Source organism: Seonamhaeicola sp. (genome assembly GCF_028281565.1).
Classification (GTDB): domain Bacteria; phylum Bacteroidota; class Bacteroidia; order Flavobacteriales; family Flavobacteriaceae; genus Seonamhaeicola.
Genome location: NZ_JANQJQ010000027.1, coordinates 1 through 23,729, shown reverse-complemented (window position 1 = coordinate 23,729; position 23,729 = coordinate 1). Strand labels below are relative to the sequence as shown.

The following is a 23,729-nucleotide window of genomic DNA, read 5'->3' as shown; positions in this document are numbered from 1 at the left end:
TTTAAAAAAATGATTGGTGTATTCGTGGCAAATAAAGTCATCAGTGGTAATTAACTATTGACAAATAGAAACGGATTCTTTAGCCACAAATTCACGAATTATTAAATAAGATTTATTTTACAAAAAATTAATTTTGTAGGATATTTTTTTATATTGCTATTGTATGCAACTGCTTAATTTCGCTATAATAAGATTAACCTTTTGTTTGATTATCGGTATCATAATTGGTTATAGCTTCAGTATACCGTTATATATAGCTCTATATGTTTCTGTATTGCTTTTTTTGTTTTTATTCGCTGCATTTTTAATTGCCAGGAAACAGTTTATAAAAACCATATGGTTTGGGGTTTTGACTTTCGTTACTATGACAGCCATTGGTGTTTTAACTGTAAACCTTCATAACGAAAAGCATTTCTCCAATCATTATTCCCATCAAATCCATGAGTCGAAAGACGCCGTAAAAACGATTTCATTCAGAATACGTGAGGTTTTAAAACCGGGACATTATTATGACAAATATGTGATAGATATTTTAAAGATTGGTGACACCATAGTAAACGGAAAATCGCTTTTAAACATTGAAAAAGATACCCTTACACCTACCCTAAAGGTCGATGACATCTATATTGCAAAAACGAGCTTTAAAACTATAATGCATCCCTTAAACCCCAATCAGTTCAATTATAAAGCCTACTTAGAGAAAAAATATATCTACCACCAGCTATTTGTTAAAAACCAGTCGTTATTCAAGGTAAGTTCCAATACGCACACGCTTTTTGGACTTGCAAATAATCTAAGGGAATACATAAACGCAAAACTTAAACCCTACAACTTTAAACCGGATGAATTAGCCATTATTAATGCACTTTTTTTAGGGCAACGGCAGGATATCAGTGAAGCCGTTTACTCTAATTACTCTAATGCCGGAGCTATTCACATTTTAGCGGTTTCGGGGCTGCATGTCGGTATTATGTTATTGATTTTAAACATCCTTTTTAAACCTGTTGAACGCTTAAAACAAGGTTATTTTTTGAAAACCGTTTTGTTAGTGACCATACTCTGGAGTTTTGCCATTATTGCAGGGCTATCAGCTTCTGTAACCCGGGCGGTTACCATGTTCAGTATTGTAGCCATTGCCATGAACCTTAAAAGGCCCACCAACATTTACAATACTTTAGCTATTTCAATGCTTATTGTTTTACTTTTTAAACCGTTGTTTATTTTCGATGTTGGTTTTCAATTAAGCTATTTGGCTGTTTTTGCTATCGTAACTATAGACCCGTTGCTATACAAACTTTGGAAACCAAAAAACCGGTTTTTAGACAAATACTGGCGTACCCTTACGGTGACCATGGCGGCTCAACTTGGGATCATTCCGGTAAGCCTTTACTATTTTCATCAATTTCCCGGTTTATTCTTTATTTCAAATCTGGTGATCATTCCGCTTTTGGGGAGCATCTTAGGATTTGGAATTTTAATAATCCTGTTAGCCGTTTTAAATCTTTTACCTCAATTTCTGGCTAACATTTTCGGAAGTGTTATTGGAACCATGACCAATTTTGTGGGTTGGGTTTCTGACCAGGAAGCATTTCTTTTTAAGGATATCTCCTTTAGTGCTTTATATGTAGTAGTATCATATATTTTGATCATTTCCATGATCAGGTTATGCATCAAAAGGAACTACAAAACCTTAAGATGCTTTTTAATAACGATTTTAACTTTTCAAGCATCCGTTATTTATACAAAATATCAGTCTCCTGAAAATGAATTCATCATATTTCATAAAAGCCGCTATAGTTTAATAGGACAAGTATCTAAAAATAAAATAGTTATAGCACATAATTTTGATAGTGTAACCCAATCCAAAAACAATATCATAAAAGATTATACCGTTGGAAATCATATAAGTAAAACGGAAAACGATGTGATTAAGCCGGTTTATTTACTGAATAAAAAAACCGTTTTAGTAATTGACAGCCTGGGAGTTTACAACTTAAAATCTGTTAAACCGGATTATGTGTTGCTAAGGCAGTCCCCTAAATTAAATCTGAACCGGTTAATAGATTCCGTTCAACCCAAATATATTATTGCCGACGGCAGTAATTACAAGTCTTATGTAGAACATTGGGAAGCTATTTGCAGAAAACGAAAACTCCCTTTTCACCAAACCGGCAAAAAAGGAGCTTTTATTATTGATTATTAATATTAAAACATTTTAACCTTCAAATTCAGGTTTAAAGGCTTTATAGTATTCGTTAAATTTTTCCTGGGTATCCATTTCCTTATGTTTATCCGTTTTAAACATTTTTAAATATAACTCCAGTTGTACGGGAGTTTTATACCCTCGTAACGGAAAAATTAATTTGCCATTCTCATCTAAAAAAACGATTGTTGGATAGGCCTGAACCTGAAAGTATCTTGACAACTCATGTGCTGAATTTCGCCTGTTGGCTAATGACGGATTATAATTAGGATTTGTAAAGGTTTTACCGTCATAATTTATCTTTTCGTTGCCTTCAGCATTAAACTTTACCGCATAGTAATATTTGTTAACATAATCAACAACATCTTTATTGTGAAATGTATTTCTATCCAGCATTTTACAGGGCCCACACCAGTTGGTGTAAACATCCATCATGATCTTTTTCGGAGTCTCCTTTTGAAGCTTCACCGCTTCCTCTAGGGTCACCCAATTAATTTTTTGAGCTATACTGCTTACCGAAGTCAGTAAGGCCAATAATAGTATAAATTGTAGTTTTCGCATAATCGATTTGTTGCAAATGATATGCCCAACTTACAAAAAATGCTCCTGTTTAGGAGCATTTTGAATAATTTTTAACGTTTTTTTCGATTAACGTACACCGTGCATCAGTTTTTTCAACAACGGATGTAAAGCAAAAGAAATTAATCCCAATACAATTGGAACAATGGTAAATATTAGGAAAAAGTGTGACAATCCACTTTCTTCGGTTATCTTTTCAATATCTCCGCCTACATAATGCGCCATCTTGTTTCCTATGGCTATTGCCAAATAATAAACGCCGAACATAAAAGCAACCATTCTAGCAGGAACCAGTTTACTTAAATAAGATAATCCCATTGGGGACAAACATAATTCTCCCAGTGTGTGAAATAAATAGGCAAGGACCAGCCATATCATACTCAACTTAGCCGTTTCGGCTCCTAAGGGTACATTTCTTGCAGCAAACGCCAGAAGTCCAAAACCAATAGCCATAATTATTAAGCCTAAACCATATTTTACAGAAGCCGGTGGATTATATTTACTATCCCACCATTTAGTAAACAACGGCGCAAACATGATAATAAATAGGGAGTTCAGAATAGCAAACCAGGTTATTTCTACTTCTTTAGCTTCAGCACTAAAATTAATATATAATTTGTATATCACTAAGGCCCAAATTACTACAAAGCTAAATCCTAAGATAATATTTGAAAGACTAATTCTACTAAACGTTTTTCTAAATAGGCTAATAAGTACATATGTAATTATCCCAATAGGTACTACTGTTACAATTAGGTCAATAATTTTAAAAATTAAAGAGGCATTTCCTTCGAGAACTCTATTAGTAAAATCTCTGGTATAAAGCGGAAGCGACCCGGCCGCCTGCTCAAAAGCTGCCCAAAAGAAAATTGTGAAAATACAGAAAATGGTAAACGCAATCATTCTGTCTCTAACTATTCTCTCGTATCGGGGAATTCTTATTGCCAATATTACTATGAATATAATAGCTGCTAACAACGCAAAGAATAAAGAATCCGTCATCCCGGCTATAGTGAAATTAAGCGTGTTTATATTCCCTATCTTACTTAAAGGGTCATTGATAATAAATATGAGTGCAGAAATTATAAAAACACCTATTAAAGCATAATCAATGGTCAAAAATCGATTTAATTTACCACTTTCTTTATTTGAAGATGACTCCGGGTTATCAACAAGTGTATCTATTAAATCTTCTGTTTCTTTTTTAGGTTTTGAGCCTATATCCCCGAAAAGTGGCTGAGCAAAATAAAATTGAAGCATTCCCAATAACATAAAAATTCCTGCCAGCCCGAAGCCATAACTCCAACTTACGTTTTCTCCTATCCATCCACATAGCATAATTCCCAAAAATGCACCGGCATTAACACCCATATAAAAAATATTGTATGCTCCGTCTTTCTTTTCGTTTCTTCCTTCATACATTTTCGAAATTATAGAGGTCATGTTTGGCTTAAAAAACCCATTTCCCAAAATAAGCAATGTTATTCCTATATATAAAAATGTAGGCGTTTCCACTGCCATGGCCGCATGCCCCATGGTCATTAACAAAGCACCTATAACCACAGCCAATCTGTAGCCTATTTTATTATCAGCAAGCCAACCTCCAACTATAGGAGTCAGGTATACAAACATGGCATAGGTTCCCAAAAGAGATAATGCCGCAGGTTTGTCCCATCCCCAACCGGGGTTATCTCCGGTAATGACGCCGGTTAAAAATATTACCAATATGGCGCGCATTCCGTAATAGGAAAAACGTTCCCACATTTCTGTAAAAAATAAAACGAATAATCCTGCCGGATGCCCCAGGACAGTATTTTTAAAAAATTGATCGGTTGCGTTACTTTCCATATATGTTATTTTTAGTTATCGGCTAACTCAAAGCCTTCAGTTTCTTCATTTGTAGTACCCTCCAGTTCTTCGGCTCCATGTGTAAGCCTTTTTAATGGTTTAAGGATAGCAATTACCAGAAGTCCAAAAATTGTACAAAATACTGCTATCCCCGTAAAAATTGTGAACTCTCCAAATTCAGAAGCGGACTCTCCTAACAATCCGGCAACTTTATTTCCCAATCCGGTTGCTGCAAAATAAGCTCCCATCATAAAAGCCATCCACCTTTCCGGTGCCAATTTTGTTATGAACGATAACGCTACCGGTGAGGCACATAATTCTCCCAAAGTATGGAACAGATAGGCTAAAACCAGCCATTGCATACCGGATTTTACAGTTACTGCACCTGACGCATCATAACCAACCTCCTGGCTGGCAATAGACATAAAAAAGAAGCCCCAGCCCATGATTATGACTCCTATTGCCATTTTAAACAATGACGATGACTCTTTCTTTCTATTCTTCCACCAAACCCAAAAACTAGCCACAATAGTTGCAAAAACCAAAATAAATATGGCATTTACGGATTGAAACCAACTTGCCGGAACCTCAAAAGAACCTAATGACAAATTTGTTTTTTGTTTTGCATAAACGTTTAACAACCCACCGGCTTGTTCGAATGATCCCCAGAAAATTATTATTATCAAAAAAGATAAGTAAGTAACTAGTATTCTATCCTTTTCTACTTTGTTTCCATCATTATAAACCACAATTCCAACGCCAACTGCAAATGCCAAGCCAATAACTAATAAACCATAGGACCATGAGCCTCCAAACCAAATTATTAAGCCTAAAGCTACCATAATAGCGAAACCTATTATAGAATTAGTATGCTTAAAAATGGCAGTCAATAAGTTCTTGCTTTCTTTTTTTTCTTCTTCGGCTCTGTCATCCACTACTAAATTACCAACATGTTTTAAATGCTTTTGACCAAGCATATAAATAACCTGTCCTAAAGCCATACCAATCCCTGCAAGGCCAAAACCATAATGCCAACCAATGTTTTCTCCAACATATCCCACAATTAATGCTGCTGCTGCTGCACCCAGGTTTATACCCATATAAAAGATATAAAACCCTACATCTCTTTTATTCTGTTCATTTTTTGGATATAACCCGCCTACCATTGTAGAGATATTTGGTTTCAGCATACCAACACCCATCACAATTAAAATTAGACCTGTATAAAAGGCCCACATCTGTTCTATAGCTAAAACACTATGCCCGGCAACTAACAAAAGGCCTCCAACAAATACAGATTTCCTTTGCCCCAAAATTTTATCGGCTATGATCCCCCCCGGAATAGACATCACATAAACAAACATGGTATACCAACCATACAGCGCAATGGCACTATCGTTGGCCCAACCCAAACCAGGATTATCCGCTGCTGTTTCGGCAACTAAATAAAGCACTAAAATAGCCCGCATTCCATAATACGAAAAACGTTCCCACATTTCTGTTAGAAACAAAATATATAATCCTATTGGATGCCCAAATAATTCCTTTTGCTTTATTGTTTCAGAATTTGCCATAATCTTCTTTATTGTTAGTTAGTGTATTATCCTTTGATCTTGATGTCTTCCATGCTTGCTTCCTCTGCCTTTTCCCTTCTGTCACCCAACTTTTCATGGATGAAATTGGTCATCTTTTTATAGAGATGTAACCTCGTGTTCCCTCCATATATGCCATGATTTTTATCCGGGTATACCGCCCAGTCAAACTGTTTATCAGCCTGAATTAAAGCTTCAACCATGCGCATGGTGTGCTGTAAATGTACATTATCATCACCCGAACCATGTACCAGCAAGTAATCGCCTTTAAGCTTCTCCGGGTAATTGAACGGTGAGTTATCATCATAGCCATTTGGATTTTCCTGAGGGGTTCTCATATAGCGCTCCGTGTAAATGGTATCGTAAAAACGCCAGCTGGTAACCGGTGCTACTGCTATAGCCATTTTAAATACATCACTACCCTTTAACAAACAATTGGTAGACATGTGTCCGCCAAAGCTCCATCCCCAAATACCAATTCTGTCTTTATCTACATATGGCAACTCACCAAGTTTTCTGGCTGCTGCAATCTGATCCTCGGTTTCATATTTTACCAAATTCATATAAGTGACTTTCTTAAAATCGGCACCTTTAAATCCGGTACCTCTGCCATCAATGCAAGCTACGATATAGCCTTGTTGCGCTAAATGCTGGTACCAATAATCATTATAACTATGCCACCTGTTGGCAACCTGCTGTGATCCCGGGCCAGAGTATTGATACATTAATAAGGGATATTGTTTAGAGGCATCAAAATTCGCCGGTTTGATCATCCACATGTTTAAATCGTTCCCGTTTATATGAATCGTGCTAAACTCTTTTTTAGAGGTCTTATAATTTGAAAGCTGCTGGGACAATCTATCGTTATCCTTTATACTTTTTATAAGATTTCCCGAAGCAGCACTATTTAAGGTATATTCAGGCGGTGTGGTAGCGCTGGAAAATGAATTTATGAAATAGGAGAAGTCCGCACTAAAAGAAGCCCCATTCGTCCCTTCACTTTTGGTAAGTCGTTTTTTATCCCGTCCGTTTAATTTTATAGAGTACACATCCCTGTTTATGGAGCCATTCTCCACCGATTGGTAAAAAATGCGTTTGGTTTTTTCATCATACCCATAATACTCAGTTACTTCCCAATTCCCCTTGGTAACCTGATTGATCAGTTTTCCTGTTTTGTCATAATGATAAATATGGTTGTAACCATCTTTTTCACTGGTCCAGATAAAGCTGTTATCTTTTAAAAACGTCAGGTTATCCGTTACATCAACATACGCCTCGTCCTTTTCTGCAAGCACTAAATCCGCTATATTGGTTTTAGCATTAATGAGCCATAGGTCCAACGCATTTTGATGCCTGTTCAAATAATGAGCGCTTAATACATCAGGATTGTTAGTCCATTCAATTCTCGGGATGTAGAAATCGTTATAATCCTTACCAACCTTAATGGCGTTAGTACTATTAGCTTCCAAATCATAAATATGTAATGAAACTACCGAGTTTGCTTCGCCGGCTTTCGGATATTTAAATACGTGTTGGGTTTGGTAAAGCCCGGTGCCGTAAACATCCATAGAGAACTCAGGTACATTGGTTTCATCAAACCTTATAAACGCAATTTTATTGCTATCGGCATTCCATTCAAAGGCTCTTACAAATGAAAACTCTTCTTCATAAACCCAATCTGTGATCCCGTTAATGATACTGTTCTTTTCTCCGTCAAAAGTTATTTGAGTGGTTGCTCCGGACTGCAAATCTTTTACATATAAATTATTATTAAATCCATAGGCTACTTTATTTCCGTCGGGTGAAAATGTGGGTTCCTGAATAAGCTCTTTTGAAATTAGCTCTAAAGATTGGTTCTCAACATGATAAACAAAATAATTTCCAAGGACCGAATGACGATAAACAGACGTTTCATTAGTTGCCAAAATTACCTTTTGTTCGTCTTTACTAAACGTATAATCCGAGAAGTAATTTAAGGCATTCAAATCTCTTGAACTCACCAGGGTTTTTACCTTTTTTAAGGTTTCATAATCATATATATCAATAGCGGTTGACCTGGTGCTTCTATCAAAATTTAAAACGGAATATTGCTGCCCGTTAGCCATGGAATGTAACACATCCATGTGTTCTGTACTAAAGGTGCCGCTCCAAATCTCTTCTAATGTAATGTCTTGATTTTGTGCGTTTAAAAATGAAGTTAAAAGGAAATAAACGCAAAAAGAAAATTTAAGATATCTCATCCAGTAAATTATATTTTTCTGCCCATTAAGATACAACATCCACCAATTAATCCTTACAATTTATAATTGAAAATAATAGATGCTCAATCAAAAAAAATGGTTTTTTCATAAAATGATGTCAATTTTACTAAAAATTCTTCAAAAAACAGCAATTATTAACACTTAATTAGGCTTACATAAACTAGTTATTCAATATTCATACCAAGAGTAGTATCTTTGCACCACAAATGATCATTTTATGAGTAAATCTATTGCTGGTTTTTCTAAGCTTTCCAAGTCTAAAAAAATTGATTGGATCGTAGACACCTATTTTTCAAATGCCGAAAGTGCCAAAGGTATTTTAAAGCAATATTGGAATACCAATGAAAAACTACAACAGCTTCATGATGAATTTATAGAAAACACCATAACCAACTACTATTTACCGCTTGGTGTAGCGCCTAATTTTTTAATAAATGACACCCTGTATACCATACCCATGGCTATTGAAGAAAGCTCTGTGGTGGCCGCTGCCAGTAAGGCTGCTAAATTCTGGCTGGATAGAGGTGGCTTTAAGACCACGGTAATTTCTACCACTAAAATTGGTCAGGTTCATTTCACTTATAAAGGTGATTTTGATAAACTGAAAGCATTTTTCAATGCCATAAAGCCAAAACTTATTGATGATACTAAAAGCATCACCGCTAACATGGAAAAACGAGGTGGTGGTATTTTAGATATTGAACTACGCAATAAAACTACCGAGATCGCTAATTACTACCAGCTTCACGCATCGTTTGAAACGCTTGATGCTATGGGTGCAAACTTTATAAATTCTTGTTTGGAACAATTTGCCAAAACCTTTAAAAGTGAAGCCCGGGATTTCGATTTGTTCTCTGAAGAAGAAAAGGAGATTGATATCGTCATGAGCATCTTATCTAATTATGTCCCGGATTGTTTGGTTAGGGCTGAAGTAAGTTGCAATGTGGATGAACTATTTGAAAACCCAGCTGTTTCCGGTAAGGCGTTCGCTGAAAAATTTGTTCAGGCAGTTCATATTGCTGAAAAAGAACCTTATAGAGCAGTAACTCATAATAAAGGGATCATGAACGGCATTGATGCCGTTGTTTTAGCTACCGGTAATGATTTTAGAGCGGTGGAAGCCTGTGTGCATGCTTACGCTTCAAGAAACGGACAATACAGCAGTTTAACACATGCTGAAATTGATGGTGATATTTTTAAGTTCTGGATTGAAATTCCGTTGGCACTGGGTACTGTTGGCGGACTTACCAGCTTACATCCGCTTGTTAAATTAGCATTGGAATTATTGCATAAACCGTCAGCTAAAGAGCTCATGCAAATAGTAGCGGTAGCAGGTTTGGCGCAAAACTTTGCTGCCTTGCGGTCATTAACAACCACGGGGATTCAGCAGGGGCATATGAAAATGCATTTGATGAATATTTTAAATCAGTTTGGAGCCACCGATACGGAGAAAAAAGCTCTGACAGCGCATTTTAAAAACAATACGGTCACGCATAGTGCTGTTGTTGAAGCTTTGCAAAATTTACGTAACGGTGCCTGAGGTTCTCGAAGACACCAAGAGAACCCCAGACACCGAGAGAGATTCATCCACAGAATCAAAAATTTTTGATAACATGGCTACAGATTTGAACAACAAAACTTTTTATTCCAACGGCAAACTTTTACTTACCGGCGAATATGTTGTTCTTGATGGTGCTTTATCCTTAGCAATTCCGACAAAATTTGGGCAATCCTTACAAATTGAATCTGTTGACAAACCTATCTTGCATTGGAAAAGCCTGGATGAAAATGGAACGGTTTGGTTTGAAGGGGCATTCGAATTAAGCAATAATGGGACCTTAAAACAGGACTTCGACAAGCTCAGTCTGACAACTCAATTTGAAGATGTTGCCCGCAGGTTGTTCCAAATTTTTAATGCTGTTAAACAACTGAATCCTGATTTTTTAAATGTTGAAAAGGGATACCGTATAACCACAGCTATAGATTTCCCAAGGAACTGGGGTTTAGGTACGTCTTCAACTTTAATCAATAATATAGCGCAGTGGGCCAATGTTGATGCTTTTAAATTGTTAGAGCGCACATTTGGAGGCAGTGGATACGATATTGCCTGCGCACAAAATGACACCCCTATTACCTATCAAATTGAAAATGGAAGCCCTTTGATTAATCAGGTTGCGTTTGATCCGCCTTTTAAAGAACAGCTATATTTTGTGCATTTAAACAAAAAACAAAATAGCCGAGAGGGCATAGCACATTACAAAGCACAGAACAAAGACCATATTCAGGATATTATTTCTGAAGTCAACATCATAACTTTAAAAATGATTGCTTGTGACGCTTTGGAAGCGTTTGAAGTTTTAGTAGATAGGCACGAAAATATCATAGCCAAAGTCACTAATCAAACGCCCGTGAAGCTCCTTTTATTTAATGATTTTAACGGAAGTATAAAAAGTCTCGGGGCCTGGGGAGGTGATTTTGTTTTAGTTACTTCAAAAGAAAACCCAACAGCCTATTTTAGGGATAGAGGATTTGAAACGATTCTTCCGTATGTTGATATGGTTTTATAAACAGATGCTTCCACTTCGATAAGACAAACAAAAAAGGCCTCGTTTTAACGAGGCCTTTTTGTTTTATATTGCTATCTCCGAATTATTGAATTTGAGATTTAGCTCTGTTATCTTCTATATCGGCAACAGCTTTTAAAGCATTGTATAATTTGCTGTTTACTGTAGTTGATTTTTGCAGTTCCACTCTATTAGCTGCAGCCTGGTAATTATCAAGCTCAACTGCCGGTGTTACTTTTGTAACCTGTACCATATAAACGCCTTTCTCTCCTTCAATAAGCCCGGAAGTATCTCCTTCATTTAATCCAAACGCTGTTCCCACAACCAATGGTTCATTACCTGCTCCGGAAATGGTTGGGGTTTTCATATTAATGGCTGACGCATTTCTTACCGTAGTGCTTTCTGCAGCAGCAAGATCTTCTAAAGTAGTGGCAGATACTCTTTCTTTAATTAATTCGGCTTTTTTCTGTTTTCTGATAATTGGCAACACCTTGGCAGTAGCATCTTCAACAGTCATTAAACCTTCTTCGTGCTTAGCTACCAATTGCGCAACCACATAACCACCTGGGATATTAAAACGCTTAATATCACCTACTTCAGCTTCTTCTTCAAAAGCCCAACGTACTATAGGTCTTTGGTTACCTACACCGGGAATACTTTCGTCCAAAGCTTTTATACCGTTCACAGGTTTAACCGTATAACTGCTTTCTGTAGCTAATGCTTCAAAATCCTTGTCGGCTGCAGCAATTTCAAACTTTGAGGCCTCTCTAAATATTCTGGAGGTTGTCTCTTCAGACGGTTCAATCTCTCTGGCAATGGTTCCAACCTGAACAGCTCTCTTTTTACTTTTCTGTCCTTCAATTTCAATAATATGAAAACCGAATACTGTTTTAACAACTCCTAGATCCCCTACTTTACCTTCAAACTCAAAATCGTTAAATTCAGGAACCATGGTGTTGTAAGGATGCCAATCATAACGGCCTTCCTTAGCAATACTTCCCTGGTCTGATGAAAACGCTGTTACTAATTCAGGGAATTTAGAACGGTCTCTTTTAATCACAGTTAATAAACTATCTGCTCTTTCCTTGGCTTGATCTTCTGTTAAAGTAACATCCGGAGCGGCACTTTGAGATCCTATGAAAGGAATTAAAATGTGTCTTACTTTAGCTGAATCCGGGATATTTTTTTCAGCAATCAACTTCGAAATCTTAAAATATCCATTCTCTTTATAAGGCCCGTAAGTTTCACCTACGCCAAGATTAAACAAACTATCCGCAACCTGAGCCGGTAATCCGGACTTAAATACAAAACGCTCATTGAACTTAATATCTGAATTTAAGTTGATATACTCCTGGTCATTTTTAACTTTTGAAAAAGCAACTATAGTATCCTTTCTTCCAGTGTCGTCAACCAATCTGCCATTTAATAACGTAGAAAGTTCTTTTATAATGGCAGTTTCATCGGCAATGGAAGCCACTTCTTCAAACTCAACAAATCTGATATCCCTGGATGCTTCTACTTCATATTCTTTTTTATTATCGTTGATATAACTTGAAATTTCCGATTTAGACACTTTGACAATACTATCCGGAATAGACGTATAGGGCACCTGAACAAACTTAATGTCTATTTTATTTCCATCTAATTTATGCTCTAATTCACCTTCCGATAAGGTCCCTGTCAAACCTGCTTTAACCAAATTAAAATAATTCTGCTGTAAGGCATTGGCAGCAATGTTTTGTTCGTAATTCACCCAATCAGAATAGGTCAAAGGTTGCCCTCCGATATAACCGGGTCTGGGAGCTATTTCCTTAAGATTAGCTATAAACTCGTTCAATTTATTTTCATCAAACAGGCCTGCTTCATTTAAAAATTGCGGATTGGTAGCTAATGAGGCTTTTATTAAATCCCTCATCTGGTCTTGCTCAACGGTAATTCCTAATGCCTCAAATTGAGTTTCCAATACGGCTTGTCTCACTTCCTGATCCCAAACCCTGTTCATTACCTGCGTGGTAGTAGCATTTGGCCCCATTTGCCTTTGAAGGTTTTCCACTTTTACCTGAAAATCTTCACGGGAAATATCTTTACCGTTTACAGACCCCACTACACTTTGAGATTTATCTGAAAAACTCGCGCTTCCATCAAATAGACCAGATAGTACAAATGCAAATAACGCCATCGCAATTACCAGTATTAATACTAAAGTTTTTTGTCTAATCTTATTTAAAATTGCCATTTTTTATGTTTGATTTTTAACCCTTCCGGGAATTTTCTATTTATAATTGGAATTCAATCAAAATATTGTGATTGACGAAAATATCGTGCGCGAAAATACCATTTTCTATTTAATAATAAAAGTAGAAACAGGCATTAATTGTGTTAAACCACAACATTATAAACGCCTTTTGTTAAGACAAACGTTGAAATAGAAGAAATGGTATATTAATTAACTCTCTTCTAACAGTTTAAGCATCACCAAATCAATTTTCGTATTGGACACTTCCGCGATGGTGAACTGAAAATTTTCAATGGTCACCACATCATTCTTATCCGGGATTTCTTCGGTGTGATTTACGATCAAACCACCAAGCGTTTCGTAGTTCTCACTTTTGGGAAGATCCATTTTATAGGTCTCGTTCAGATAATCTACCTCCAGCCTGGCCGAAAACTTAAATACATCCTCGTCAATTCGTTCCTCGATTAGATCAACAGTATCGTGTTCGTCCTCTATCTCGCCAAACAGCTCTTCAACAATATCTTCAACGGTCATAATACCTGAAGTTCCGCCATATTCGTCTAAAACCACCGCCATACTGCGATGTTTTTTTGTAAGCACATTCAGTACATCTTTTATAAGAACGGTTTCCGGTACAAACTCTACCGGTAGCATCATAGATTTAATGTCTTTATGCTTTTTGAAAAGTTCAAAAGAATGTACATATCCTAAAATATCATCTATGGTATCATCGTAAACCAAAATTTTGGTACGGCCCGTTTCCGTAAAAAGTGTACTTAGCGTCCTTATAGGTTCGTTGATCTCAACTGCTATAATTTCGGTTCTGGGAACCATCACCTCACGGGCCTTTACTTCGGAAAATTCCAAAGCATTTTGAAAAATTTGAATTTCTGAATCTACTTCGTCATGTTCTTCAACAGATTCCATTTGTTCACTTATATAATTACCAAGCTCTACCTTGGTAAAAGCCAATTGAATTTGATCGCCGTCGGTTTTAAAAAACGTTTTTAGAACTATGTCTGAAATCCAGATAACAAACCCGGATATCAAACTGAACAACACGTAAAAAAAATAAGCTGGGACCGCCAATATTTTAATGAGTGTATTCGCATAAATCTGAAAGAATACTTTGGGTAAAAACTCGGCTGTAATTAATATGATAAATGTTGAAATAATTGTTTGTGAAAGCAAACTCAATTCGGTTAACCAATAGTTTATAACAGGGTATTCCGTTGGTAGTAAAGACTGAAACCAGCTTACCAGTAAATCGCCCATAAAAAACCCGTAAACAACCAAAGCGATATTGTTACCAATAAGCATGGTGGTTATAAACTTTGAAGGTTTCGCCGTAAGTTTACTTAAAACTTTGGCAAGTATGCCTTCCTGTTTTTTTTCAATCTCAATATGGATCTTGTTTGAAGACACATAAGCGATCTCCATACCGGAAAAAAATGCGGAAAGCATTAAGGACACAACTATAATTACAATATAAAGTGTCATTTACTGCTGTTTGTTTCTATCCTGAAACTTTTTACTGAACTTTCGCCTGAAGAAAAACATAAAAACTGCCAATGCAGCCAACCCTAAAGATATGTAGGCACCGTTGGTACCGTTGCCCCATTTAGAGATACCATCATATAAAAACAGTATGGCAAAAACTAAATAAACGTATTGAAAAATACTTAAATATTTCATGTGTTCTTTTTATTTTTTTAGAGGTCGGATGTAACCTTTGATGATCAAAACACTTAAAACAACGTCAGTTTTAACCACGTGGGTTCATCTGTAAATAATTTGGATAAAGATAATTAAAATAGGAAAGATAATCTTAAGAAGTTCCTAATCTTCCACTGTAAAAATACCGGTAACTTCTAATACCTCGGCATTGGTAAACTCCCCGTTAGAATCAAAACCATTACCGTGAATAATATCTTGCTCTGATTCAAATGTTACAGGTACATTGGTAAACAACCATTCTCTTTTCCGGTCAAAATAGAGTTGCTCGGATTTTAATATTCTATTATCGTAGGTTGTAATAACCACATTCCCCTGCAAGTCAATAATGCTTGTCCGGTCATAAACAATGGCGTAATCTGACACTATAGTGCTCTTTTTATCATCATCATAAATATAGAGCGTAATACCTTCCGGAAATTCATAATAAGGAAAATCCCGGTTAGAGTAGTTTTTCATTTTAGCGCCTATCAGGTGACGTGTAACTTCTCCGGAATCGGTATATTTTAAATTGATGTTTTCGGCTTCCCCGATAGGTTCGTTCTCCGAAATGCCTATTTTCTGAACCTCTTTGTAGTTATCATTACATGAAAAAAACATAGTCACAGCTAAAACTGTGACTATGCTTAACATATAATATTTAATCAATTGTTTCATTAATTGTTTTGAGTATTAACTCAAACCGAAAAGCAATTATTGTATGGCAGGTACCGTAACCTGTCCTCCTATCCAGCATGCAATCTTAATGACCTGCCCTGAATTACCGGCACTAAAGATCTCCGCTTTTTGTGGTGCCTTTGCTTTATAATTAGCTACAGACTTAGCTGCATTTTTCTTTTGCGTCGGATCTACTCTCGCTGCTTTATTAGCTTCCTGAGCCGCTAACCAATATACCGCTCTTTTATTAAAAGTGGTATCTCCACAGTTATTAGCACTTGCCGCATACATAGCTGCAATTGATAAATGCGGACGACCATTTGACGGGTTTAATTTTAAAGCATTTCTGAAGTAAGTTCTTGCTTGTCCGTATCTTCCTTTCTTTTTAAGAATTAAACCAATGTTGTTAGCTAACTTCGCTTTTTTAAAGGTATCCGTCTCTAAATCATAAGACTCTTTAAAATAGTTGATAGCTTCATTCTCTTTATGATTCTTGAATAAAACGGTTCCAACAAAGTACTTGGTATCAGCAGATGGCGCTGTTTCGTCATAAGCTTTTACCAATTCCTCATACAACGGTTCATCTGTACACTCTTTATAATACATTCTACTTACGGCGCGTTTTAACCATACAGCATCTGTTTTATGCGCCTCAAAGTCTTTAGTATACAACGGAATTAAGTTATCACAATTAGCACGCGGTCCTAATTGACCGTCTATACCAGAGGCAATTTTATCATATGCGGTTAAAACCTGTCCGTAATATCTCTTATACTGCCCTTCCTTTTTGGTTAAAGGTGTTCCGGCTTCTTCTTTAGCTACTAATTTGTTTAATTGCCCTGAAGCTATTTTAATTTCATCCTGTACCTTCTCAACCACATCGTCATACTTGTTGAATAAATCCTTAGCCGGTTTTTTACCGGCATCGTATAACTCCACCATTAAAGAGAAATAGGTATACAAACTCTTTGGGTTTTTAAAGTTCTTTTTATCTGCTTTGTAAACAGCATCAAAACAATCGTATAACTCATCAGATGATTTGTTAAGTTCTTTTCTGTTATCATACATCAACTGACAAGATAAAGCACCGTATTTTCCTTTGGGTGTCTTACTGGCAAAATATTGAGCTCTTTGATCATACAGTTTGATCAAATCATTTATAAAGCCAATTTTTTCTGCCCCCGCCGCATTCTTTATTTTATGGTTTAATATCTTTTCACCATCAACGTAAATAGCGTTGTTAAATTTTGGACATTTGTTTCTTACTGCCATCCAGGGCTCAAAAGCCGCATCGTAGTTTTTAGCTTTTACATATTCGTGAAATATGGAAAGCTTGGTCATACACTCCTCATCCTGCTGTGCATATCCAAAGCTTATTGCTATGAATAATGTTAATAAAAAAGTAATTTTCGCCTTCATGATAAAATTGTTCTGTTGTTAGTTATACTTCCTTCTCTGGAACCATCTGTCGCCCAAAGATAAGCTTAATTGGAGATTTATAAAATTCTCTTGTATTAAATTATTATTAGTTGTCCCTCGTTTACCTACTTCAAAACCTATATTGGCACTGGATATTGGGCCAGATAATGGTAATCCTACTCCAAAAGATATGCCAAACTCATTAATTGATTCTGAATTTATATTAAGCCCCGTTTTTTCATATCTGACACCTGCCCTATATACCGTTCTTTTTAAATAACTGGTTAACGACCTGTAATCCGGAATATAAAATCCTCCAACCGAAATAGTGGATGCATCTTCATACCGTACACCGGCACTGCTATAAAGGTCGTTAGAAAAATCACTTGTATTTAGCATAGTATATTCTGCCCCCACAAACCAGCTTGTTGGTTTCCCGATTCCAAGTCCAAACGCCATTTTTGAAGGTAATATCAAGTCTGTTTCCAATAAGCCTAAAGCCTCCAGATCTATATCTACAGAATTATTTACAAACTCTTGCCCTGTATTGGAATTAGTTGTAATAGTGGCCACGGAACGCTCATTTTTTGAAGTCAAATCACTTTCCGGTGTATACGTTGCTGTAGCTACTAATTCCATGTTCTTTGCTATTGGTGTTGTGTACGACAATCCTAAATTAAAATTCAATCCACTTAAATCTGATCTGTTACTCTCCCTGGATTGATACTGGGTCACTACACCGTTATCATAGAGGTACTCCACAGTACTGTTTTGAATATTACCAAAATTATACTGTGCATCAATACCTATGCTTAATCCATCGGTTATTCTATATCCTAATCCCAAAAATGCCTTGTTAAGACCGCCTTCTCCCCTAAACCTGTTCTCTATATTACCATCGCCATTAAGAGACTCTAACTTATACCCAACCGACGTATAAGGCATTAAACCAAAACCAAAACCAAATTTTCCCATTGGGATGGATAAGGCTACATAATCAAACGTGGTGGAACTGGCTTTATCACTACCGGAGTCAGCTTTTAGGTTGATACTGGAATAGCTCCCGCCGACGGCAAATTTTACCGGTCTGGTCTCTTCATTATAAACCTTTAGGTTTTTAGTGGCATAAGATGCCGGATTGCGTAAATTAACATGAACACTATCGATATAAACACCAATACCTCCCATGCTTCTATTTTCCACCGTTCCTTTAAATTTCAGGCTTCCAATACCGTAAAAAGAATAAGGAGATGCGGTTCCTTCCTGCCCGTAACTTTGAATAGCTATTAAAGCAATAAAAACTAATACAAGTTTTTTAATCATTCGTTTGAATTAAATTGTAAAATAAAGTTTAATCCTTCTAAAAGAAAATTAGAATTGGCAAATATGCTACTTTTTAATTGTTTTGACAAGAAATTAGCATCGCCACCTGTTAAAATAACTGTTAAATCCGAATATTTGAGTTTGTACGTCTCAATAACCCCATCTATTTCATTTAAAATACCATGAACCACACCGGAATGTATGGATTCTTTAGTGGATACTCCTGTAATATCGTTAGGCATTTCTGTATCCAATAACGGTAAATTGGCCGTTAAATTATTTAGGGATCTGTAACGCATACGTAGCCCGGGTGAAATAGCACCGCCTAAATAGTCGTTTTTGTTATTTATAAAATCATAGGTAATACAGGTTCCGGCATCAATGATCAACACATTTTCTTTTGAAAATTGTCTGACTGATGCACTGACCAAAGCCATCCTGTCTACCCCTAATGTTTCAGGTGTTTCATATCTGTTTTTAAAAGGAAGTCTGGTGTTGGAATCTAATATTGAAAGCTCTAAAAGCCCCTTTATTTCAGCTAATTGCTTATCATTTAATTTACCAACTGAAGAAATAATCCCTTTTTTTAATGAGTTGAATTGTTCCTTTAGAGCAACCACAGTTTCAATTAACTGGTCATGATTTACAATAGCTCTATGCTTTAAAGTATTGTTACTAAAAACAGCCAGCTTTATATAAGAATTCCCTACATCAATTATTAAATTCATACACCTTTTGAATGCGCTAAAATTACAAAACACTAATCACTATATTCTTAATTATATTATAATTTATAGCCTGAATGTGCTATGAGCCCTTAAAATTTGTTAAAGCATTATTTTTTGTATTTTTATTTTGGCGAATAGCAAAATTGAATTTATATTTGCACCCGCTAGAACGATAATGCTATCGGGCTAGTCCGCATTTAGCGAGGTACCTTAGCTCAGTTGGTAGAGCAAAGGACTGAAAATCCTTGTGTCCCTGGTTCGATTCCTGGAGGTACCACGAGTGTAGCGAGTTGAAGCTACAGAAAGCATGTTCTTTCGAACATGCTTTTTTTATGCAATAAAAATGAATCGAAGCCTGTCCCGAGCTTGCGAGGGGATGGATGGAGGTACCACTTAACTCGTAAAACCCGCTCAATAGAGCGGGTTTTTTGTTTTCTATTGCGTCGGGCGCTCGCGTCTGTAAGTAATAGAAAACAAAAGAATCACAGCTAAAGGCTGTGGGTTTTGCATTTTCAGGCGAGTGACCAAAGGAACAACGCAGTTATCTCCTGGAGGTATTATACAAAATGTATTAATCCCAGAAGTTTTATTGATTGCATAAATAGTTTGACCTTTGAAGAAAGAACAGCTGGCTAAAAAAGTATAATTTTTATGAACCTGACATATTTCCAGCTCTAAAATACCTAATAGTCCATAAGATAAGATTCTGAAACAAGTTCAGAATGACACCTCAGGGAAATTTTAGGCTGTGGGTTTAGCGTTTTCAGGTGAGGGACCAAAGGAACAACGCAGTTATCTCCTGGAGGTGCCACAGAAAATCCAATCTATCGAATGGGTTTTTCGATTTCTAATAACATTACATCTTTTTTTTACAAGCTAAAACCAATTACTCCCCTTGTTTAAGCTTAAATACCTCGATCTTGCACATTTATTATAAATATTGGTTAAAATGTTTTAATTGTGCTGAACAGAATTCTCTATTTTTAGCAGTCATTAAATGCCACCTAAAACTATTTTATGAAATTCAACGTCATTTTTCTTTTTGTCTTTTCGTTAATTACACTTAGCTCATGTTCCTCAAAAAGCAAAAAACCAAAGGAAACACCCATTGTTATTACCGAAGATTCTTTAACGGCTAAAGAACGCGCCATAGAAACCAGAAAACATGTTGCTGCCAAAGTAGCTGACGGTTTGGAACTTACCCTATGGGCCTCAGACTCATTAGCTCCGGATCCGGTTGGTATGGATATAGACGATTATGGCAATGTATATTTAACACGTACCAACAGGCAAAAAAACTCGGAATTTGATATTAGGGGGCATAGGGATTGGATGACACCATCCATTACATTGAAAACCGTTGAAGACAGACGAGCCTTCCTTCATAAAACATTTGCCACCGAATTAAGTGCTAAAAATACCTGGCTGAAAGATCTGAATAACGACTCCATTCACGATTGGAAAGATTTAGCTGTTGAAAAAGAAGAGGTCTGGAAACTGGAAGACAAAAACAAGGACGGTCTGGCCGATACATCCACAAGGATCCTAAACGATTTTAATGATGAAGTTACGGACGTTGCCGGCGCCATTTTGGTTAAAGATGATAATTTATACGTAGGGGTTGCTCCCGATATGTGGAAGTTGGAAGATACTAATGATGATGGGGTTTTTGATGAAAAAACATCGCTTGCCACCGGCTTTGCAGTACACATTGGCTTTAGCGGCCATGGTATGTCCGGAGCTATTGAAGGGCCTGACGGAAAAATTTATTGGGGTATCGGCGATATTGGCGCAAACCTTACTGATAATGCCGGTAACACCTACGAATATCCAAACCAGGGCGTGATAGTGCGCTGTAATCCTGATGGCAGTAATTTTGAAGTATTTGCTCACGGATTGCGAAATACCCACGAATTTGTTTTTGATGCCTACGGAAACATCATTACTTCTGATAACGACGGTGATCATAAGGGAGAATCCGAACGACTGATGTATGTAGTTGAAGGTTCCGACGCCGGTTGGCGCACCAATTGGCAGTTTGGAAAATATACTGACCCAAAAAACAACAGCTATAAGGTTTGGATGGATGAGAACTATTTTAAACCAAGATGGGACGGACAAGCCGCACACATAGTCCCTCCAATAGCGAGTTTTCACGGCGGGCCAACAGGAATGGCCTTTAATCCGGGAACCGCATTAGGCAAGGACTGGCTAAACAAATTCTTTTTGGTACAATTCTCCGGGACTCCAAGCAGATCACACATTTGGTGCTTCGATCTAAAACAACAGGGTGCGGGATTTGAACTCAATACAGATACTTCAATTTTAAATGGGGTCCTTCCTACCGGGCTCCGATTTGGTCCGGACGGCGCTTTGTACTTAGCGGATTGGGTTAGCGGATGGAACACTAAAAACTATGGAAGAGTTTGGAAGTTAGATGTTGACAGCAACCATAACAACTTAGCCGACAAACGTGCCGAAACAAAAAAACTCATGACTTTAGACTATAACAATCAATCTAAAGAAAGATTAGTTGAGCTACTTAGTTACCCGGATATGCGCATCCGTAAAAAAGCGCAATTTGAATTGGTTAACAGGTCATCGGGTTATAAAACATTTAAAAAGGTTGCCAAAGAAAACACAAATCAATTTGCCCGCATTCATGCCATTTGGGGCATCGGCCAAATAGCCGATAAAAAAGTAAATAAAGCTGCTGTTTTAATTGATTTACTTTCGGATAACGACCCGGAAATTATTGCCCAGGCAGCTAAAGTCATTGGTGATGTAAAATACAAAGACGCCGGTTCAGCACTGATCCCTTTACTGAATCACGACAACGCCAGAGTTCGTTTTTTCGCTACCCAGGCTTTAGGCAGAATTCAATATAAAGCGGCAGTAAACCCCATTCTTGACATGTTGGCCCATAATAGCGATGAGGATGCCTATTTAAGACATGCAGGTGTTTTAGCTTTATCCCGTATTGGAGACATTGCCCCCATTGCTTCATTATATAACAGTTCGAATAGCAGTTTGAGACTGGCTGCTGTTTTGGTTCTCAGAAAATTACAAAGTCCTGAAATCTCAAAATTTTTAAATGATCCCGATGAATATATCGTTACACAAGTCGCTCGTGCTATCAATGATGATCTATCCATAGAAGCATCATTACCAGATCTGGCGCAACTTTTACTGTCTGAAACATACACTGACAACGAACCGCTTTTAAGACGCTGCATCAATGCGGCCTTAAGAGTTGGGAATGAAAAAGCTTTAAATCATCTTATCACTTTTGCAAAAAGAACTGATGTTTCCAGCGTTTTAAGAGGTGAAGCATTAGCAACCATTGCCACCTGGCATGACCCATCACCACTTGACAGGGTTGATGGCCGTTACAGGGGACCTGTAAAAAGAGATATCAATCTTGTGAAACAGCATATTGAAAAAGAAATTCCTTATTTCTTAAATGAGGAGAACCCGGATATCATTGCAGGTATTTCAAACGTGCTGAAGTCCTTAAAAATAGAAACGTTTAACCCAATCCTGTTTAAAACACTTAAAACCAACAATTCTCCAAAAGTCAGGCGTTCTGTACTGGATGCTCTGGTAAACCTTAACTTCAATGACATTGAAAGTGCTATTCAGCTAGGAATGAACGACAAAAACCAGGACGTTCGGTCCGTTGCCATTATGTCTTTAAAACGTTTAGACATTTCAAAAGAGAACCTGCCGGATATAGTTAACCCGATCTTTAAAAAAGGGTCTGTAGCGGATCAACAAAGCGTTCTGAAAACGTTAGGGAATACTCCGCTGGAAAGCTCCAAACCCATATTAACCGATCTACTTGAGCAAGCTAAAGCAAATAAAATTTCCAAAGGTATACTGCTGGATTTGTTCGAAACCGTTCAAAACACAAACGATCAGGATTTGATTGCCCAGGTAAATCAAATAAAAGATAATAGCAGTACTGTAGCCTCATATAAGGAAACACTTTACGGAGGAAGCAGTCAACGTGGTTATGGGGTTTTTAATTACAATGCCACGGCGCAATGCGTACGGTGCCATTCTGTAAATGGCGATGGTGGTGATGTTGGTCCGCCTTTAGATCAAATAGCAAAAACACTGACCAGGGAACAAATTCTGGAAGCTTTGGTAGATCCAAGTGCACGTTTGGCTCCGGGGTATGGTAATGTCATTCTTACGTTAGATAATGACCAAACCGTTGTTGGCGTCCTTATGGAAGAAACAACATCAGAATTAACTCTAAAAACATCTGAGGCGGAACCTCTGAAAATAGCAACTTCCAGAATTAAAAACAGGGAAAACGTTATCTCGTCCATGCCGCCAATAGGCACTTATTTGAGTAAAAGAGAGCTAAGAGATTTAATAGCATACCTCTCCGGTTTAAAAGAAGTTAAAACCACACATTAAACTCAAATCATTTAAATAAAGGTCAAAAAAAATCCCGACTCTTAAAAGAATCGGGATTCAAAAAAGGCAACGACCTACTCTCCCACTGATGCAGTACCATCGGCGCTAATGGGCTTAACTTCTCTGTTCGGAATGGTAAGAGGTGAGCCCCATCGCT

Annotated in this window: 15 protein-coding genes, 1 tRNA gene and 1 rRNA gene; 5 read left to right on the top strand and 12 right to left on the bottom strand. The window is 37.1% G+C overall.

Going from position 1 to position 23,729, the window contains the following annotated elements; genetic code table 11:
- Window positions 1–163 precede the first annotated feature (163 nt).
- Window positions 164–2,203 carry a ComEC/Rec2 family competence protein gene (locus Q0983_RS12850; protein ID WP_299553864.1) on the top strand — a complete coding sequence of 680 codons (2,040 nt, stop codon included), beginning with the start codon at window positions 164–166 and terminating at the stop codon, window positions 2,201–2,203.
- 12 nt (window positions 2,204–2,215) lie between these two features.
- Here the strand turns inward: Q0983_RS12850 and Q0983_RS12845 are convergent, their stop codons facing one another.
- The 4 genes from Q0983_RS12845 to Q0983_RS12830 all read right to left on the bottom strand — a co-directional run bounded on the left by Q0983_RS12845 (window position 2,216) and on the right by Q0983_RS12830 (window position 8,462).
- On the bottom strand, window positions 2,216–2,764 hold the full coding sequence (locus Q0983_RS12845) for a thioredoxin fold domain-containing protein (protein ID WP_299553861.1): 549 nt from the start codon (window positions 2,762–2,764) through the stop codon (window positions 2,216–2,218).
- Window positions 2,765–2,851: 87 nt separating this feature from the next.
- A complete protein-coding gene (locus Q0983_RS12840; protein ID WP_299553858.1) occupies window positions 2,852–4,630 on the bottom strand; it encodes a peptide MFS transporter in 1,779 nt (592 codons plus the stop codon).
- An 11-nt stretch (window positions 4,631–4,641) separates the two neighbouring features.
- Complete coding sequence (locus Q0983_RS12835; protein ID WP_299553855.1) at window positions 4,642–6,204, bottom strand: peptide MFS transporter; 1,563 nt, start codon at window positions 6,202–6,204, stop codon at window positions 4,642–4,644.
- A 26-nt stretch (window positions 6,205–6,230) separates the two neighbouring features.
- Window positions 6,231–8,462: a S9 family peptidase gene (locus Q0983_RS12830; RefSeq protein WP_299553852.1), complete on the bottom strand. Its 2,232-nt coding sequence runs from the start codon at window positions 8,460–8,462 to the stop codon at window positions 6,231–6,233.
- Between the two features lie 238 nt (window positions 8,463–8,700).
- Between Q0983_RS12830 and Q0983_RS12825 the strand changes: the two genes are divergently transcribed.
- Both Q0983_RS12825 and Q0983_RS12820 read left to right on the top strand, forming a co-directional pair.
- Window positions 8,701–10,023: a hydroxymethylglutaryl-CoA reductase, degradative gene (locus Q0983_RS12825; protein ID WP_299553848.1), complete on the top strand. Its 1,323-nt coding sequence runs from the start codon at window positions 8,701–8,703 to the stop codon at window positions 10,021–10,023.
- Complete coding sequence (locus Q0983_RS12820; RefSeq protein WP_299553845.1) at window positions 10,016–11,050, top strand: GYDIA family GHMP kinase; 1,035 nt, start codon at window positions 10,016–10,018, stop codon at window positions 11,048–11,050. Before Q0983_RS12825 ends, Q0983_RS12820 begins: the two co-directional genes overlap by 8 nt.
- 82 nt (window positions 11,051–11,132) lie before the next feature.
- Here the strand turns inward: Q0983_RS12820 and Q0983_RS12815 are convergent, their stop codons facing one another.
- From Q0983_RS12815 to Q0983_RS12785, 7 genes are all read right to left on the bottom strand, one after another.
- Complete coding sequence (locus Q0983_RS12815) at window positions 11,133–13,283, bottom strand: SurA N-terminal domain-containing protein (RefSeq protein ID WP_299553843.1); 2,151 nt, start codon at window positions 13,281–13,283, stop codon at window positions 11,133–11,135.
- 210 nt (window positions 13,284–13,493) lie between these two features.
- Complete coding sequence (locus tag Q0983_RS12810; RefSeq protein ID WP_299553840.1) at window positions 13,494–14,783, bottom strand: hemolysin family protein; 1,290 nt, start codon at window positions 14,781–14,783, stop codon at window positions 13,494–13,496.
- Window positions 14,784–14,978, bottom strand: a complete 195-nt coding sequence (locus Q0983_RS12805; RefSeq protein ID WP_299553837.1) for a hypothetical protein — start codon at window positions 14,976–14,978, stop codon at window positions 14,784–14,786.
- A 144-nt stretch (window positions 14,979–15,122) separates the two neighbouring features.
- A complete protein-coding gene (gene lptC / locus Q0983_RS12800) occupies window positions 15,123–15,674 on the bottom strand; it encodes an LPS export ABC transporter periplasmic protein LptC (RefSeq protein WP_299553835.1) in 552 nt (183 codons plus the stop codon).
- A 36-nt stretch (window positions 15,675–15,710) separates the two neighbouring features.
- Window positions 15,711–17,093, bottom strand: a complete 1,383-nt coding sequence (locus tag Q0983_RS12795; RefSeq protein ID WP_299553833.1) for a tetratricopeptide repeat protein — start codon at window positions 17,091–17,093, stop codon at window positions 15,711–15,713.
- Window positions 17,094–17,111: 18 nt separating this feature from the next.
- Window positions 17,112–18,416 (bottom strand): hypothetical protein, encoded by a 1,305-nt coding sequence (locus Q0983_RS12790; RefSeq protein WP_299553831.1) that lies wholly within the window; start codon window positions 18,414–18,416, stop codon window positions 17,112–17,114.
- Window positions 18,413–19,144: a type III pantothenate kinase gene (locus tag Q0983_RS12785; protein ID WP_299553828.1), complete on the bottom strand. Its 732-nt coding sequence runs from the start codon at window positions 19,142–19,144 to the stop codon at window positions 18,413–18,415. The genes Q0983_RS12790 and Q0983_RS12785 overlap by 4 nt, the downstream gene beginning before the upstream one ends.
- A 204-nt stretch (window positions 19,145–19,348) precedes the next feature.
- On the opposite strand from Q0983_RS12785, the gene Q0983_RS12780 reads away from it, so the two are divergent.
- Both Q0983_RS12780 and Q0983_RS12775 read left to right on the top strand, forming a co-directional pair.
- Window positions 19,349–19,421: transfer RNA gene (locus Q0983_RS12780), tRNA-Phe, on the top strand.
- A 740-nt stretch (window positions 19,422–20,161) separates the two neighbouring features.
- Window positions 20,162–23,572 (top strand): HEAT repeat domain-containing protein, encoded by a 3,411-nt coding sequence (locus Q0983_RS12775; RefSeq protein ID WP_299553825.1) that lies wholly within the window; start codon window positions 20,162–20,164, stop codon window positions 23,570–23,572.
- Window positions 23,573–23,633: 61 nt separating this feature from the next.
- Here the strand turns inward: Q0983_RS12775 and rrf are convergent.
- Window positions 23,634–23,729 (bottom strand): 5S ribosomal RNA (gene rrf, locus Q0983_RS12770); the annotation flags it as partial.

Coding starts and splice junctions, on each gene's coding strand:
- Q0983_RS12790 (WP_299553831.1), bottom strand. CDS start 18,416: ATGATTAAAAAACTTGTATTAGTTTTTATTGCTTTAATAGCTATTCAA.
- Q0983_RS12815 (WP_299553843.1), bottom strand. CDS start 13,283: ATGGCAATTTTAAATAAGATTAGACAAAAAACTTTAGTATTAATACTG.
- Q0983_RS12775 (WP_299553825.1), top strand. CDS start 20,162: ATGAAATTCAACGTCATTTTTCTTTTTGTCTTTTCGTTAATTACACTT.
- Q0983_RS12785 (WP_299553828.1), bottom strand. CDS start 19,144: ATGAATTTAATAATTGATGTAGGGAATTCTTATATAAAGCTGGCTGTT.
- lptC (WP_299553835.1), bottom strand. CDS start 15,674: ATGAAACAATTGATTAAATATTATATGTTAAGCATAGTCACAGTTTTA.
- Q0983_RS12845 (WP_299553861.1), bottom strand. CDS start 2,764: ATGCGAAAACTACAATTTATACTATTATTGGCCTTACTGACTTCGGTA.
- Q0983_RS12830 (WP_299553852.1), bottom strand. CDS start 8,462: ATGAGATATCTTAAATTTTCTTTTTGCGTTTATTTCCTTTTAACTTCA.
- Q0983_RS12840 (WP_299553858.1), bottom strand. CDS start 4,630: ATGGAAAGTAACGCAACCGATCAATTTTTTAAAAATACTGTCCTGGGG.
- Q0983_RS12810 (WP_299553840.1), bottom strand. CDS start 14,783: ATGACACTTTATATTGTAATTATAGTTGTGTCCTTAATGCTTTCCGCA.
- Q0983_RS12825 (WP_299553848.1), top strand. CDS start 8,701: ATGAGTAAATCTATTGCTGGTTTTTCTAAGCTTTCCAAGTCTAAAAAA.
- Q0983_RS12835 (WP_299553855.1), bottom strand. CDS start 6,204: ATGGCAAATTCTGAAACAATAAAGCAAAAGGAATTATTTGGGCATCCA.
- Q0983_RS12850 (WP_299553864.1), top strand. CDS start 164: ATGCAACTGCTTAATTTCGCTATAATAAGATTAACCTTTTGTTTGATT.
- Q0983_RS12805 (WP_299553837.1), bottom strand. CDS start 14,978: ATGAAATATTTAAGTATTTTTCAATACGTTTATTTAGTTTTTGCCATA.
- Q0983_RS12795 (WP_299553833.1), bottom strand. CDS start 17,093: ATGAAGGCGAAAATTACTTTTTTATTAACATTATTCATAGCAATAAGC.